This window comes from Tateyamaria sp. GN1-10 (genome assembly GCF_055693845.1).
The window spans coordinates 122,455-137,173 of the sequence record NZ_JBVFUR010000004.1; the positions used below are offsets into that span (position 1 = coordinate 122,455).

Genomic DNA, 14,719 nt, shown 5'->3' on the forward strand with positions numbered 1-14,719 from the left:
TTAACTTTTGACACAGCACGCGCCGTTAACCACGGTAAATCACTCCATACGTCTCCGAAGGGGTGCACAGGGGGTGTACGGATGCTGCACGGGGGGTGACAGCGGTTTTTCCCAACAGAATAAAGTGTTAATGCACGTTTGGTCGACGTAGCGTCCGTTTCCGCCGTTAACCGTTGCGCGTACGGTGCGGCCCGGTGACGGCCGCAACCCCCAGAATAATGCCCGACACGGTTGCAATCATCCCCGCCGCGCTGACTGATGCATCGGCCCCGATCCACAGCGGCCCATACCCCGCCAGCACATATCCCAGCACGGCAGCCAACGCCGCAAACACCACCGACCACGCCACCTGATGGCCCAACCGGTTGGTCATCATCCGGGCCGCGGCGGGTGGGCAAATGAACATGGCAATCACGATGATCGACCCCACCGCATCAAAGGCTGCAACGGCGGCGATAGCCGACATGATCACCAGCGCCAAGCCCAGCGGTGCCGTGCGAATGCCAAGTCCTCGGGCAAACCCTTCATCAAAGGTAGACAAGGCCAGAGGGCGCCAGAAAAGCCATAAAAACAAAGCGATGACCACCAACGCCAGCGCCATGCGGGGCAACTCCACCGGCAGCCCCGCAAGTGCGGCAGGGTCCAACAGCGAGGCCCATCCCGTCGCATCCAGCCAGATCAGGCTCTCCAGATTTCCGTACAAGGCATGCTCGACATCCAGGTGGACTGAGGAGGTATCCGACTGCTCCAAGAGCAGCACACCCCCCGCAAACATGGCCGTGAAGATGACCCCCATGGCCGCCCCCGCCTCGATCCGACCCAGACGACGCACGGCTTCGATTGCAATCACAGCAATGACCGCAGCCGCAGCCGCCCCCAGCAGCATCGGGCCCGTAGCAATCAGCCCTGTGACCAAAAACGCCACCACGATCCCCGGCAGCACCACATGGCTGATCGCATCACCAATCAACGCCTGCCGTCGCAACAGCAGAAAATTCCCCGGCAATGCACAAGCCACGGCCACCAACACTCCGATCAGGATCGGCGGCAGGGACAGGGCAACAAACTCCGCCCCCATCACGCTACCACCTGCGGTGCGTCGATTTTCCCATCAACTTCAGTGAGTTGGTCAGGAGTCAAAACATCCTCAATCGGCGTCAAACCATCATATCGCGTGGCCGCCAAGGCATAGGCTTGGTCCCCTCGAACAATGGCCCACCGCGTCTCATCGAGCAGCGCTTTCGAAGCCGCCGCCTGCCCCGCCGGTGTCGGCACACCGTCGGGCAGGACCAAGCCTGCACGCTCCAGCAATCGGCGCGTCAGAATCTCATAGATCGGCTGCCCCTGCGCCAATGCCAAAAGCCCCTGCCGCACATGTACCCTTCGCTGATAGCGCAGGTGGGTCAGAAGCGAGGCCAACACCCCACGACGCGGTGAGAATAGCAAAGAAAACAAGAAGATGGCAAACCCTACCAACACGACAATCGGCCCAGTGGGTAGGGCAGGCGCTGTCGCCGAACTGGCCGCACCGACATAGCCCGACACGCCCCCCACGACACCTGCAATGATCACCACATGGTCCGAACGTTCCGTCCAGAACCGGGCCGTCACCGGCGGCACAATCAACAGCGCCACAATCAGGATCAGCCCCACAACCTTGAGGCCCACGACCGTCACCACCAGAACAATGCCCATCATCGCCAGATCGATGCGCGGCAACGACCATCCTGTCGCCTCGGCATAGCCGGGATCGAAGGCCGCCAAGCCCAACGGCCTGCGCAAGATAACAACCAGCGCCAGCACCAATGCTGCAGACACGGCCAATAGGATTGCGTCGCTGCGCAACATGCCAGCGGTTGAGCCCAGCAGGAACCCTTCAAGCCCTGCTTGCCGCCCTGCATTCATGGTTTGGATGACAGTCAGAATGACGATACCAAAGCCGAAAAACACTGACAAAACAGCACCAATGGCCGCGTCCTCGCCCAACCGGGTGCGATCCGCCAGCCATTGCACACACAGCAGCCCGAACGCCGCTGACACTCCGGCCCCAAGCAACAATCCAAAGAGAGATCGCCCTTCACCACCCATCACAACCATGAAGATAAAAGCCAGCCCGACCCCGGGCAAAGTGGCATGGGAAATCGCGTCGCTGACCAAGGCGCGTTTGCGCAGAAACAGAAAAGTGCCAGCCACGCCAGACGCGATACCTAAGAGGGCCGCCCCAATGGTGACAAGCGTGGCGTTGTAGCCCAGCTGCAAAAGCAGCGCGTCGGCCAACATGACTTAGCCCGCCACGCTTTCAGGATCCGCGCGTGCCGTGGTTAAACGGCCACCATAAGCGGCCTGCAAGTTGTCTTCGGTGAACGCCTCGGCCACCGGCCCGGCAGCCACCACTTGGGTGTTCAGCAAAAGCACATCGTCGAAGTAATCCGGCACGGTGGCCAGGTCGTGATGCACAGCCAGAACGGTCTTGCCTGCATCTCTAAGCCCTTGCAGAACTGCGATAATAGCCTTTTCTGTGGCGGCATCCACACCGGCAAAGGGTTCATCCAGAACGTAGATATCCGCCTCTTGCGCCAGCGCCCGCGCCAAGAAGACACGCTGCTGTTGACCGCCAGAGAGCTGTCCAATCTGGCGGTGCGCAAAGTCTGCCATGCCAACGCGACCCAGACACTCCCGCGCCAGTGCCTTATGCTGGCCCCGAACGCGGCCCAGCAGGCCAAGCTTGCGGTACATCCCCATCATCACGACATCGATGACACGCACCGGAAAATCCCAATCCACACTTGCCCGTTGCGGGACATAGGCAATCCGGTCGCGCATGTCCGCCATCGGTTCGCCAAAGACCGTCACCGATCCAGCAAGGGGCGCGATCACACCCAAAGCCGCCTTGAGCAGGGTCGACTTACCTGCGCCGTTCGGCCCAACGATGGCCGTCATCGCACCCGCACGCACCGTCATGTCGACCGAGAAGATGGCGGGTGTCTGACCATAGGACACCGTCATGCCGCGCACCGCCAGCGGGCTCGCTGCGCGCGTGGCCAGGTCGGTATCCTGCAATGTCACAAGGGAAATGTTCATACAGCAGCCTTCAGCTTGCCCAGCCGTCCACCGGCGGGCGCGTCTATGCCCAAAGCGCGGGCAATGGTTGTCACGTTATGATCAATCATGCCCAGCCAAGTGCCTTCATAGGTGCCATCGGGACCCATGGCGTCACTGAACAGCGATCCGCCAATGATCACCTCATGCCCCTGCGCCGCAGCCCCTTCGATCAGCGCTCGGACGTTGCGATCAGACACGGATGTTTCCACGAACACGGCGGGCAACTGGCGTTCAACGAGCAGATCAACCAGCTCTCCGATACGGTTAAGACCAGCCTCGCTTTCGGTTGAGATGCCTTGAATGCCCATCACTTCGAAATCATAGGCTGTTCCGAAATATCCAAACGCATCATGGGCCGTCAGCAGCACGCGCCGCTCTGCGGGAACACTCGCCAACAGGTCGCGCGCATAGACTGACATCGCTTCCGCCTCGGAAACGAAGGCGGCAGCGTTCGCCTCGAACATGCTGCGCGCATCGGGGCGCAGGTCAGACAGTGCATCGACGACGGCAGGCACACACTGCACCCACAGATCCGGGTCCATCCAGACATGCGGATCAAAGCGACCCTCGTAGTCCTCATGCGCGAACAGCAAAGAAGGGTCCAGCGTTTCAGCAATCGCATGCACCTCTTTCTTGCGGCTCAAATCGAAGAAGAAATCCTCCATTTGTGCCTCAAGATATAGACCGTGCCAAAGCACCGCGTCTGCACGGGTCATGGCAGCAATGTCGCTGCGCGTCTGACGATAGGCGTGCGGATCAACGCCAGCGCCCATCAGCCCTTTGACCGTAACCTGATCACTACCGATGGACCGCGCCATGTCCGCGATCATGCCCGTGGTGGCAACGATGTTGAGGGGAGAGGATGCGGCATAAGTAGGGGCAGCGGCCAATGCACCAAAGCCAGCCAACAAAGCACGACGGGAGAGCGGAAAGGGGGTTTTCTGTCTCATACACATGAATATGAGAATCATTCGCAAGAAGTCAATAAGAATGCGAATGACTCGCAATAACATGCCTAGATGTTGAAGACACTCACTCGAAAGTGATTAAGAAACGCGCGCCCTCGCCCTCTTCTTGCAGCGCAATCTGCCCACCACGCGCCTGCACTAGGCTGCGAACGATATTCAGCCCCATGCCGGTGCCACCCCGTTCCCGGCGCGTGGTAAAGAACGGGTCAAAGATGCGATCACGGTTGCCCGGACTGATCCCGGGACCATCATCCCAAACATCCAGCCCGGCCACAGACACACGCAGCGACAGTTTGTTCGCCCCATGAGCTGCAGCATTTCCAGCAAGCTGTGTCAGGATGGCTTTGAGGTCTTCCGCACTGATCGGCAGCATACCATCGGTTTCGACGTTCAGCGCCACATCCGTTTTCAGACTCTCTACCGCATCCGACAAACGTACGGTCCCCGGCCCCGTGGACGTAGCGGCATGCGCATGTCGCGCAAGATCATCGAGCAGGTTCTGCATACGGGCCGAAGCATCCGTGATCGTATTGCTCAATACCTTGGCATCCGCACCGCTGGCACCGGCCTGCAACAGCTCTGCCGCTCCCCTGATCGCGGTTAAAGGTGACTTCAACTCATGCGTTACATGATCCGCATAGGCCTGCAGACTGTCAGCACGGCTTTGCAGGCTATCCCCCATGCCCATGACGCTGGAGGCAAGGCCCATGAACTCAGGCGTGCCTAGATGCGTAGGCGCATCTGGCCGCGCACCCTTGCGCACCTCTTGTGCATATCGATCCAGTGACCAGACCGGGCGCAGCACAAGCCGCCAGAGCAAGAAGCCAAGCACCGCAGTCGCAACAACGGCAATCCAGGCGATCAGCCATGCCGCTTCGCCCCACCCCATCACGTTGCCCCACAGGCGCAGGTTGACGATCCCAAGGATCGGCAAGGTCAGAACTGCCGCCAGTGTGCCCCCAAGGACAAAGACAAGGGGCGGGCGCCATTTCTTTATGATCCTACGCATGGCCCCATCCGAATGCCGATGCCATGCACCGTTTCAATGGCGTCAGAGCACCCTGCCGCCGCCAGCTTGGACCGAAGGTTGCGCAAATGGCTATCCAGCGTGCGGTCGCTGACCTGCCCACCCGCGCCATATAGCGCATCCACCAAGGCCGGTCGGGCTGACACGCGGTCGGGATGGGCCATCAGATGGGCCAGAATCTCCATTTCGCGCGCGGTGAGGGTCAGCGGCGTGCTGTTGACCACACAAAGATGCCGTGCTGGATCAACGCGCAGCAAGCCGCGCGTCCAGGTCGGTGCCGCAACAGGCCGCGCGCGCTTCAGGATCGCACCGATCCGCGCCACCAGCTCCCGCGGGGAAAAGGGTTTGGTAACATAGTCGTCACCACCCAGTTCAAACCCCAAAACGCGGTCAATCTCGTCCTCGCGCGCGGTCAGGAACAGGACCGGCGTCTGGTCCGTTTCCCGCAAGCTGCGGCAGACAGCCAGCCCATCCATTTCCGGCAAGCCAATATCCAGGACAATCAGGTCATAGCGCCCGGACCGCGCTTTGGTCAGGCCCTCGATCCCGTCACCCGCTTCGTCCACTGCGTGACCGGCCTGCTGCAAGGCAATGCGCAGAACAGACCGGATATGCGGGTCGTCGTCGACCACCAACAGATGGGTCTTGGTCATGGCATGGCGGGATCAGTCAACATGGACGTAAGGCTATTGCGCGTCCGCCAGTTGCGAAAGCCCCATTCGCGCCAATTGTCCGGCTGGAAGAGATGCGGTTGGGTGTATTCTGACGCACAGGCCGCGCTCCAGTTGTGCCCAAAGGTCGATGCCATTGCGGGGATCACATCTTCGGACAACTGGCAAAGCATGAACATATCTTCGTGCACCGGTTGGCTCAGGTTGTGCCGTGCGACTGTGGCATCGAAACTGACGAAGGCACAAAGGTACAGAACCCCAGCCCCCATCACACCGCTGCGCAGCATCATCCAGGCGGCAGGCTTGTCCCGCCAGATCTGCCAGACAACAAGACCCAGCCCAGCTGCAACCAAAACCATCCAAATATACGCGGCCAGCCGGAGGCGTGTCAGACCAAAGGCATCGACATAAATATCCAAGCGCCAGACAGATGCGACAACCAATGCCATGGTCTGAGCCAACCAGATCAGCATCAACCACCGCAGCACAGAACGTCCGGCCAAAAAGGGGCGGGCCATGACAGCAAACAGCCCGGCCAGTAGCGCGGTCACCAGCAGCGGATAAGCGCCACGATGAGCGTATGCCGCCGGACTTATCCCATCGGGCAGGCCTGCATCCCCATAAAGAAACAGCACATCCATCCCGGTTTGCACCGCAAACAGCGCGTTGAACGCAATCAGCGACCGCGCAACAGAGCCTGCATTGATCACACCCTCGCGCCGCACGGTCGCACGCTGTGGCTTGCGTGCGCGCAGACGTTCCCGCATCCGCCAAGTGACTAGCGTGGGCCAGATGGTCGCCGCCAGAAACAGCCAGAACCACACACGCCACCAATCGGGCGCCGGTAGCTCAAGCGCCGTAATGCCGCTCACCCAACGGTCCAGAACCGGGTTCGCGGCCAGGATCAGCAGGGCAAAAACCAGACTTGTCCCCGCGGGGACACCCCAAGTCATCACCAGGCTACGCATGTCCACCCGGGATAAATTGAGATCGTTCAGTTGCCGCGCCCCCCGCGCCCCGTCCTGAAAGGTCTGCGCCGGCGCAACCCACCATAACCGCGCAGCCCCGCACAGCAGGTCAACGCGGGTCACACCCGCAAGGGCGGCCGTGCAAAGGGACAAGCCAACAAGAGCGATCAGCAACGACAGCGGCTGCACCAACTCGACCAGAGGCAAAAGACTGAGCGTAACGCCCGCCGCGATGCCGACGCGCGTGCGCGCGCTCAGGCGCGGCCACGCCACCCCAAGGCCCGCAAACAGCACAGCACCGAAAAAGACAGCGATGTTCAGCCCCGCCACGGTGTCCCACACCAGCACGTCGCCCAAAGCGATCAGCGCAAGCAGCAGCAGTGCCTTGCCCCCATCCAACCGCCGCACCTTGCGTCGTTGTTCCGTCTTGTTTGCCGGTGCATCCAGCCACCAGCCATCCTGCTCCATCGCCAATGGCACACCGGGTATCGTCAAAGCTTTCACTGTCCTGCCTTTCTTGGTCACTTGCTTTGAGAGCAACCTTGCAGGCAATAGTGCAGATCAACCGCGCCCATTTGTGCAGAGCTTGTGCAGAGGGGTGGTGGTTGCCAAAACCGCCCGGTCATGCCACTTCGGGACTCTGTCGCCGTCCGGAAGGATCACGAAGATGCAGACCACCACGACCACAGACACCACCGCCACGACCCACCTGCCGCAGGTCACCGAACCGCGCAATCCCGGCATGAAGCTGGATCTGGATTGGGTCGCGCGCGTGCAGGCCAACACCTCGGCCATCGAACGGCGCTGTGCGACGCTGCCCGGACGCCGGTCGATCAAGAAAGACCATCAGGCCGCGTGGCTGCTCAAGGCGATCAGCTGTATCGACCTGACCACGCTGTCCGGCGACGACACGGAACAGCGTGTGCACCGGCTCTGCGCTAAGGCGCGCCAGCCAGTCCGGGCCGAGATGCTGGACGCCCTCGGTATGCCCGGTCTGACCACGGGTGCCGTCTGTGTCTATCACGAGATGATCCCTGCCGCTGTGACAGCCTTGAAAGGCTCCGGCATTCCCGTGGCAGCTGTCTCTACTGGCTTCCCGGCGGGCCTGTCCCCCTTCCACCTGCGCATTCAGGAAATCCGAGAAAGCGTCGCGGTAGGGGCAGAAGAGATCGATATCGTCATCTCGCGCCGCCACGTGCTGGAAGGCAATTGGCAGGCTCTCTATGACGAAATGGCGGAGATGCGGGAGGCCTGCGGTGACGCCCATGTCAAAGCGATCCTCGCCACCGGAGAATTGGGCAGCCTGCGCAACGTGGCCCGCGCATCGCTGGTCTGCATGATGGCTGGGGCCGATTTCATCAAGACCTCGACAGGCAAGGAAAGCGTGAACGCCACCTTGCCTGTCACTCTGGTGATGATCCGGGCCATTCGTGACTATTACGAACACACCGGCTATCGTGTGGGGTACAAACCGGCGGGCGGGATTTCCAAGGCCAAGGACGCCCTCGTTTACCTGTCGCTGATCAAGGAAGAGTTGGGCGACCGCTGGTTGCAACCGGACCTGTTCCGGTTTGGCGCATCCTCGCTGCTGGGCGACATCGAACGCCAATTGGAACACCACCTGACCGGTTCCTATTCCGCTGGTTACCGCCACGCGATCGGGTAGCCCGAATTTTCAGAATGCCGGATCGTTGTCTATCAGAACAACAGCAGCCGGATCGAGACGAAGGACGACATGATGACCGTCAAAGAGATTTTCGAGAGCATGGATTACGGCACCGCACCGGAAGCAGCCGGAGATGCCCTCGCCTGGATCGTTGATCAAGGCGCACGGTTCGGCCATTTCATCAATGGCCAGTTCACCGATCCTTCGGACGGCTTTGAAAGCAAGAACCCCGCCACTGGCGAGGTGCTTGCCACCTTGTCACAAGCCACACAGACCGACGTGGACACAGCCGTCAAAGCGGCGCGCGCGGCCCAGCCCAAGTGGGCCAAGTCGGGCGGTCATGCACGTGCCCGCATCCTCTATGCCATTGCGCGGCTCTTGCAGAAACACAGCCGTCTCTTTGCCGTGCTCGAAACCCTCGACAACGGCAAACCCATCCGTGAAAGCCGCGACATCGACATCCCCCTCGCCCAGCGCCATTTCTACTACCACGCAGGCATGGCGCAATTGATGCAATCGGAACTGCCCGACCGCGAGGCACTGGGCGTCTGCGGCCAGATCATCCCATGGAACTTCCCTCTGTTGATGTTGGCATGGAAAATCGCGCCTGCCCTCGCCATGGGGAACACGGTTGTTCTGAAACCCGCCGAATACACATCGCTGACTGCTCTGCTGTTTGCAGACATTTGCCGCCAGGCCGGTGTCCCGAAGGGCGTGGTCAACATCGTCACCGGCGACGGCGCGGTGGGCGAGATGATCGTGAATGCTGACGTGGACAAGCTCGCCTTCACAGGCTCCACCGCCGTGGGCCGCCGCATCCGCGAAGCGACGGCTGGTACGGGCAAGGAACTGACGCTCGAACTGGGGGGCAAATCCCCCTACATCGTCTTTGACGATGCCGATCTCGACTCGGCGGTCGAAGGGCTGGTCGACGCCATCTGGTTCAACCAAGGACAGGTCTGCTGCGCTGGCTCACGCCTGCTGGTGCACGAACCCGTGGCCGAGGCGTTCTATGCCAAGCTGCGGGCCCGGATGGACAAGCTGCGCATTGGCGATCCACTCGACAAATCCATCGACGTGGGCGCGGTCGTTGACCCGGTTCAGCTGGATACGATCAGCAAGATGGTCAGCAGCAACACTGCTGGACAGGTCTATCAGCCGTCATCGTCCCTACCCGCAACTGGCTGCTACTACCCACCGACCCTGATCACCGGCCTGAACACCGCTGACCCGCTGATGCAGGAAGAAATCTTCGGCCCTGTCCTCGTCTCAACCACCTTTCGCACCCCAGCTGAGGCTGTCGAGCTGGCCAACAACACCCGCTATGGGCTGGCCGCAACGCTTTGGACCGAAAACGTCAACCTCGCGCTCGACGTGGCGCCAAAACTGGCGGCTGGCGTTGTCTGGGTGAATGCCACGAACCTCTTTGACGCGGCCGCAGGCTTTGGCGGTGTGCGCGAAAGTGGTTTTGGACGTGAAGGCGGCTGGGAAGGGCTACAAGCCTATACCAAGCCCAAGGGATCACCCAAGGCGCTGAAGTCGATTACGGCCTTCACGGGCGAGGACACCCCAAGCGACCCGCTGGACCGGACCGCCAAACTGTACATCGGGGGCAAACAGGCCCGTCCTGATGGCGGCTATTCCCGCAATGTCTACGGCAAGAACGGCGCGTTGCTCGGCCAGTCCAGCCTTGCCAACCGCAAGGACGTACGCAACGCAGTCGAAGCGGCGTCAGCCGCCAAAGGATGGGCCAAGACCACCGGCCACTTGCGCGCGCAAATCCTGTACTACATCGCCGAAAACCTCGCAGCGCGAGGCGACGAATTCGCAAACCGCCTGAACGCCCTGCAAGGCGGCCGTTCTGGCGACAAGGAGGTCGAGGCAAGCATCCAACGCCTGTTCACCTATGCGGCCTGGGCAGACAAATATGACGGCGCAGCCAAGGGTGTGCCGATCCGCGGCGTCGCCCTCGCGATGAATGAACCGACGGGCATCATCGGAACCCTGTGCCCGGACGAAGCACCGCTTCTGGGCCTCGTCTCTCTAATGGCCCCTGCCATTGCCATGGGCAACCGCATGGTGCTGGCCGCGTCACAGCCCTTCCCGCTGGCGGCAACCGATTTCTATCAGGTGCTCGAAACCTCGGACGTCCCTGCGGGAGTGGTGAACATCCTGACCGGCAAGCATGAGGAGCTTGCACCGCATATGGCGAAACATCTGAATGTCGATGCCGTCTGGTCCTTCTCGGGCAGTGACCTGTCCGCGACCATCGAACGGGAAGCCGCTGGCAACCTGAAACGCACGTGGGTGAACCACGGCAAGGCCCGCGACTGGATGGGATCTGACGGTGAAGGCAAGGCGTTCCTGCTGGCCGCCACAGAGGTCAAAACCATCTGGGTGCCCTACGGCGAATAAGACTTCTTCTGACTGGAAGTACGATCAGGGGAGTTCGAGGGAGCAGACAGCCCCCTCGTCAGCAGGAATAGGTCGCGCGTGCGCAGCACTCAATTGGCGACGGTTGTTTCCAGACCTTCCGGCTGACCCACCACGACGAAATGCAGGCTATCGGGGTCGAGCAACTCGCCCGCCACACGCTTCACATCCTCCAAAGTCACCGCCTCGACCTTGTCGTTGCGGGTCGCGATATAGTCGATGGGAAGGCCAAGCATCTGCATGCCAACCATGATTCGCGCAATAGGTCCATTGCCGTCAAATCGCAAAGGATAGGCGCCTGTCACATAGAGTTTGGCGGCCTCCAACTCGTCCTCAGTGACACCTTCGGCAGCGGCGCGGGCCCACTCGTCACGTATGACTGACACAGCTTCGGCGATCCGATCATTCGCGGATGCGACCTGCCCCTGATATGTCGCGGCGTGATCCTGTGGCACGAGGAACGAATAGACGCCATAGGTCAGCCCGCGCTTCTCTCGCACCTCGGTCATCAGGCGGCTTTCGAACCCACCAGCCCCGATCACCTGGTTCAGGACACGCGCGGCAAAGAAATCAGGATCGTCCTGTTCGATTCCAGCCTGCCCAAAGAGGGCAACAGATTGCGGCGTGTCGAAGGGCACCACGGTTGTTCCACCCTCGATCAGGATATCTGCGGGGCCAGGTTGCGGCGCGCCCTCGTCCGGCAGTGCGCCGAGCAATTCGTCAAGGAGCGGACCCAGTTCTTCGGGCGTGATATCGCCAACAGCCCCAACGTAGAGCCTGTCCTTGGCAAAGACGGCACGATGTGCATCGATCATGTCCTCGCGCGTCAGCGCAGTCACGCTGTCAGTCGTACCGCGATAGTTGGAGCCATAGGGATGGTCGCCATAGGCCATCTTGTTGAAGGCGGCGCGGGCAATCTCGTTCGGATCCTGGGCATCGGACCGCAGGCCCGTGAGTACCTGTTCCCGGACGCGATCCAGCGCCTCTTGCCCGAATGTGGGTTCAATTATCGATTTACGTAGCAGTTCGACCGCTTCGTCACGATTGTCGGTCAGAAAGCGGGCCGACACCGCCAGACTGTCATCACTCACGTCATAATCAAAGGACGCGGCCAGAGCTTCCAACTCGCGCGCAAAGGCCCGGGCATCCAGATCAGCGGCACCCTCTTCCAGAAGGCCGGTCATCAGGTTAACGGCCCCCCGTTTGTCCGGCGCATCCAGCGATGCGCCGCCACGGAACCGCACCTCAAGCGCCATGAACGGGATCGACGGTTCCTGCACCAACCACGCGGTGACGCCGCCGGGGCTGACAACTTCGGTGATGTCCACCTCGGCTCGAGCGGGCAGACTGGCAAACAGGGCAATGGTCAGGGCTGCGAAAATTCGGATCATTGTGTCACCTCATCGGAGAGCGGACGGGTCAGCCAACCGGTCACGGATGCATTGCGGTTCAGAACCATGCGGGCGGCTTCCATGATATCTTCCTCTGTCACGGCTTGAAGGATGTCAGGCCACGCCTGCACATCTTCGACGGTCAGCCCAACGGACAGGGCCGCCCCGTATCTGCGGGCGATGCCGTCGACATTGTCACGCTCGTAGATCTGGCTGGCGCGCAACTGGTACTTGATGCGTTCCAGCAGCGCGCTGTCCACGCCATCCTTAAGGAACTGGGCAAGCGTTTCGTCCATGGCGGCCTCCGCCTCCTCGAGGGAAAGACCGGGAACCGGTACGATCACAACATCGAAGGTCGTGTCGTCGAGGGAGGTCCCGCGATAGAATGCACCGGAGAACACAGCCTTTTGCTGCTCGAACTGCAGCTTTTCGGTCATGTAGCTTGTCTGCCCACCTCCTAAGACTTCGGCCAGCAGTGTAAGCGCAGCTGCTGCTTCTTGATCTCCCGGGTCGCGTTCGGGTGCCAGATAGGAGCGGCTGACATACTCCTGCCCTACACGGGCATCGCGGTAGATCAGGCGGCGCTCCGCCGTCTGCGGGGGCTCCTCGGACCGGACACGTTCAGGCAGGTCAGGATTGGCCGGAATCACGCCGTAGTACTTGTCCGCCAGTTCACGCACCTCTTCCGGTGTTACATCGCCAGACACCACAAGGATCGCGTTGTTGGGATAGTAGTACGTGTCGTAGAAGCCCAGCGCGTCATCCATATCCAATGCTTCCATCTCGTGCCGCCAGCCAATAATCGGCACGCCGTAGCGATGGTTGAGATATTGCGCGGCATTGATCTGTTCCGAGTACAGAGCGCGTGGATTGCTGTCAGTCCGCTGGTTACGCTCTTCCAGGATCACATCGCGTTCGGTCGCGACATTCTGGGGCGTGAAGTTAATGTTGCGCATGCGATCAGCTTCCATCCGCATCATCAGTTCCAGACGGTCCGCCGCCACGCGTTGGAAATACGCGGTGTAGTCATAGCTTGTGAACGCATTGTCAGTCCCGCCATTGGCCGCAACTGTGGCCGACAGTTCGCCATCGGCAAGCGTGTCGGTCGCCTTGAACAGCAGGTGTTCAAGGAAATGCGCGACACCGGAGGATCCAACGGGTTCATCTGCAGAGCCCGCCTTGTACCAGACCATATGCTGCAACACCGGTGCTCGGTGGTCTTCTACCACCACCACCTGCATCCCGTTATCAAGGGTAAAGGTTGTAACCGCTTCCTGTGCTGCGTGCACAGCAAAGGACGAAACAGTCAGGGCAAGGCCGGCAAGTGCGGCGCGCAATCGGAGCATGTCGGAAACAACCTCGGCAGTTTACTTTGATCAAGACATACGGCCACACGCCCGCGGATCAAGCACTACTGGCAGGTTTGTGAGCGAACAGGCGCTTAGGGTAGAATACGCCGGGCAGATGGCGGCGGCGCAAGAGGTGTTGGAATACCCGCTCTTTGGAAGGTCCGCGCCGTCTTTGCCGGATCCAACGCCTCGCGACGGTAAGCGCGGTTATAAACATCTTCGCGGAAAATCCGGATCTGGGTCAGACGCGATTGACGCCTGCGAAAATCCGCATCTGCGGCCGCAAGTGTGGGTCGGATATTGGCATCACGGCCAAAGCGGCTCGCGTGATTGACCAGCGCTCCATCCGAGCCGGGAATCGGAGCATTTGGAGAGGACCGTTGCCCTCCCAGTGCCGCCGCGCTGTCTTCCAGTGGGCGCTGATCTGTCCGGTTGAACCCGCCGGGTGTCGGTTGCGGCAAGGCCGAGAAGCTTTCTGGCTGTTCCAGCGGCTTTGACGGTACGACAATAAATTCATCCGGACCGTCACCACGCGATGTTACCTGGCGCAGGCCCTTGTTCTCGCAAGCAGCGAGGAAGGTCACGGCTATCATGGCACATGCGATCAGTCGCATCTGAAATCTCCCTTTGTCAGCGAGCTTTATCGCAGCTTCGCCCACCTTGTCACGCGCCCTTTTTCCGGGCTACGCCTTCGCTGCCGAAGAAGACAAGGCCGATGGCACCCGCAAAGATAAAGATGTCCGCCACGTTGAACACAAACGGGTTGTTGATGCCGCAGCACGACATGTTCAAGAAATCCAGAACAAAGCCATAAAGCAACCTGTCCAGCACATTGGCGAGTGCCCCGCCGATCAGCAGACCCGCACTCGCGTAGGCCAGCCGCCCTTGCGGATGTTTCCAAACCCACCACAAAACGCCTACGCAAATCACGATCGCGACGGCGATCAGAGCCCAAACACTGGTGCCATCTCCGAAGAGGCCAAAATTGATCCCCCGGTTTTCGCCGTACCGGAAGTTCAGCAGCGGCGGCAGCACATCAATGGGCTTGAATTGCGACACGCCCAACACGTGGATCACCCAGTATTTCGACGCTTGGTCGAGCAGAAAGGCGATCGCCGCAGATATCCAGAGCAGTTTCATTCAG

The 14,719-nt window shown here is 60.7% G+C and carries 13 protein-coding genes; 2 read left to right on the forward strand and 11 right to left on the reverse strand.

Features of this window, described 5'->3' with window-relative positions; genetic code table 11:
- Nucleotides 1-166: 166 nt before the first annotated feature.
- The 7 genes from ACZ1HN_RS02515 to ACZ1HN_RS02545 form a co-directional block, all read right to left on the reverse strand.
- Nucleotides 167-1,081: a metal ABC transporter permease gene (locus ACZ1HN_RS02515; RefSeq protein WP_472726367.1), complete on the reverse strand. Its 915-nt coding sequence runs from the start codon at nucleotides 1,079-1,081 to the stop codon at nucleotides 167-169.
- Complete coding sequence (locus ACZ1HN_RS02520) at nucleotides 1,078-2,280, reverse strand: metal ABC transporter permease (RefSeq protein WP_472726368.1); 1,203 nt, start codon at nucleotides 2,278-2,280, stop codon at nucleotides 1,078-1,080. The genes ACZ1HN_RS02515 and ACZ1HN_RS02520 overlap by 4 nt, the downstream gene beginning before the upstream one ends.
- A gap of 3 nt (nucleotides 2,281-2,283) precedes the next feature.
- Nucleotides 2,284-3,081 (reverse strand): metal ABC transporter ATP-binding protein, encoded by a 798-nt coding sequence (locus ACZ1HN_RS02525; protein ID WP_472726369.1) that lies wholly within the window; start codon nucleotides 3,079-3,081, stop codon nucleotides 2,284-2,286.
- Entirely contained in the window at nucleotides 3,078-4,052 is a 975-nt protein-coding gene (locus tag ACZ1HN_RS02530; RefSeq protein ID WP_472726370.1) for a metal ABC transporter solute-binding protein, Zn/Mn family, read from the reverse strand. Before ACZ1HN_RS02530 ends, ACZ1HN_RS02525 begins: the two co-directional genes overlap by 4 nt.
- Nucleotides 4,053-4,134: 82 nt before the next feature.
- Complete coding sequence (locus ACZ1HN_RS02535; RefSeq protein ID WP_472726371.1) at nucleotides 4,135-5,079, reverse strand: sensor histidine kinase; 945 nt, start codon at nucleotides 5,077-5,079, stop codon at nucleotides 4,135-4,137.
- Nucleotides 5,064-5,750, reverse strand: a complete 687-nt coding sequence (locus ACZ1HN_RS02540; RefSeq protein ID WP_299600305.1) for a response regulator transcription factor — start codon at nucleotides 5,748-5,750, stop codon at nucleotides 5,064-5,066. Before ACZ1HN_RS02540 ends, ACZ1HN_RS02535 begins: the two co-directional genes overlap by 16 nt.
- Nucleotides 5,747-7,240: a DUF4153 domain-containing protein gene (locus tag ACZ1HN_RS02545; protein WP_472726372.1), complete on the reverse strand. Its 1,494-nt coding sequence runs from the start codon at nucleotides 7,238-7,240 to the stop codon at nucleotides 5,747-5,749. Before ACZ1HN_RS02545 ends, ACZ1HN_RS02540 begins: the two co-directional genes overlap by 4 nt.
- Before the next feature lie 163 nt (nucleotides 7,241-7,403).
- Between ACZ1HN_RS02545 and deoC the strand changes: the two genes are divergently transcribed.
- Both deoC and ACZ1HN_RS02555 read left to right on the forward strand, forming a co-directional pair.
- Nucleotides 7,404-8,402 carry a deoxyribose-phosphate aldolase gene (gene deoC, locus ACZ1HN_RS02550; protein WP_472726373.1) on the forward strand — a complete coding sequence of 333 codons (999 nt, stop codon included), beginning with the start codon at nucleotides 7,404-7,406 and terminating at the stop codon, nucleotides 8,400-8,402.
- Between the two features lie 72 nt (nucleotides 8,403-8,474).
- Complete coding sequence (locus ACZ1HN_RS02555; protein ID WP_472729262.1) at nucleotides 8,475-10,817, forward strand: aldehyde dehydrogenase family protein; 2,343 nt, start codon at nucleotides 8,475-8,477, stop codon at nucleotides 10,815-10,817.
- An 89-nt stretch (nucleotides 10,818-10,906) separates the two neighbouring features.
- On the opposite strand, the gene ACZ1HN_RS02560 is transcribed toward ACZ1HN_RS02555, so the two are convergent.
- From ACZ1HN_RS02560 to lspA, 4 genes are all read right to left on the reverse strand, one after another.
- Nucleotides 10,907-12,226, reverse strand: a complete 1,320-nt coding sequence (locus tag ACZ1HN_RS02560) for a M16 family metallopeptidase (RefSeq protein ID WP_472726374.1) — start codon at nucleotides 12,224-12,226, stop codon at nucleotides 10,907-10,909.
- The gene (locus tag ACZ1HN_RS02565) at nucleotides 12,223-13,572 is read right to left on the reverse strand and encodes a M16 family metallopeptidase (protein ID WP_472726375.1); all 1,350 of its coding nucleotides are present in this window, start codon (nucleotides 13,570-13,572) and stop codon (nucleotides 12,223-12,225) included. The genes ACZ1HN_RS02560 and ACZ1HN_RS02565 overlap by 4 nt, the downstream gene beginning before the upstream one ends.
- A 95-nt stretch (nucleotides 13,573-13,667) precedes the next feature.
- Nucleotides 13,668-14,189 (reverse strand): DUF3035 domain-containing protein, encoded by a 522-nt coding sequence (locus tag ACZ1HN_RS02570; RefSeq protein ID WP_472726376.1) that lies wholly within the window; start codon nucleotides 14,187-14,189, stop codon nucleotides 13,668-13,670.
- A gap of 49 nt (nucleotides 14,190-14,238) precedes the next feature.
- On the reverse strand, nucleotides 14,239-14,715 hold the full coding sequence (gene lspA / locus ACZ1HN_RS02575) for a signal peptidase II (RefSeq protein ID WP_299701101.1): 477 nt from the start codon (nucleotides 14,713-14,715) through the stop codon (nucleotides 14,239-14,241).
- Between the last annotated feature and the right edge of the window lie 4 nt (nucleotides 14,716-14,719).

Bases quoted from the DNA above. Each gene is read 5' to 3' on its own strand.
- ACZ1HN_RS02520 (WP_472726368.1), bottom strand. From the start codon at position 2,280: ATGTTGGCCGACGCGCTGCTTTTGCAGCTGGGCTACAACGCCACGCTT.
- ACZ1HN_RS02525 (WP_472726369.1), bottom strand. From the start codon at position 3,081: ATGAACATTTCCCTTGTGACATTGCAGGATACCGACCTGGCCACGCGC.
- ACZ1HN_RS02530 (WP_472726370.1), bottom strand. From the start codon at position 4,052: ATGAGACAGAAAACCCCCTTTCCGCTCTCCCGTCGTGCTTTGTTGGCT.
- ACZ1HN_RS02535 (WP_472726371.1), bottom strand. From the start codon at position 5,079: ATGCGTAGGATCATAAAGAAATGGCGCCCGCCCCTTGTCTTTGTCCTT.
- ACZ1HN_RS02540 (WP_299600305.1), bottom strand. From the start codon at position 5,750: ATGACCAAGACCCATCTGTTGGTGGTCGACGACGACCCGCATATCCGG.
- deoC (WP_472726373.1), top strand. From the start codon at position 7,404: ATGCAGACCACCACGACCACAGACACCACCGCCACGACCCACCTGCCG.
- ACZ1HN_RS02555 (WP_472729262.1), top strand. From the start codon at position 8,475: ATGACCGTCAAAGAGATTTTCGAGAGCATGGATTACGGCACCGCACCG.
- ACZ1HN_RS02560 (WP_472726374.1), bottom strand. From the start codon at position 12,226: ATGATCCGAATTTTCGCAGCCCTGACCATTGCCCTGTTTGCCAGTCTG.
- ACZ1HN_RS02565 (WP_472726375.1), bottom strand. From the start codon at position 13,572: ATGCTCCGATTGCGCGCCGCACTTGCCGGCCTTGCCCTGACTGTTTCG.
- ACZ1HN_RS02570 (WP_472726376.1), bottom strand. From the start codon at position 14,189: ATGCGACTGATCGCATGTGCCATGATAGCCGTGACCTTCCTCGCTGCT.
- lspA (WP_299701101.1), bottom strand. From the start codon at position 14,715: ATGAAACTGCTCTGGATATCTGCGGCGATCGCCTTTCTGCTCGACCAA.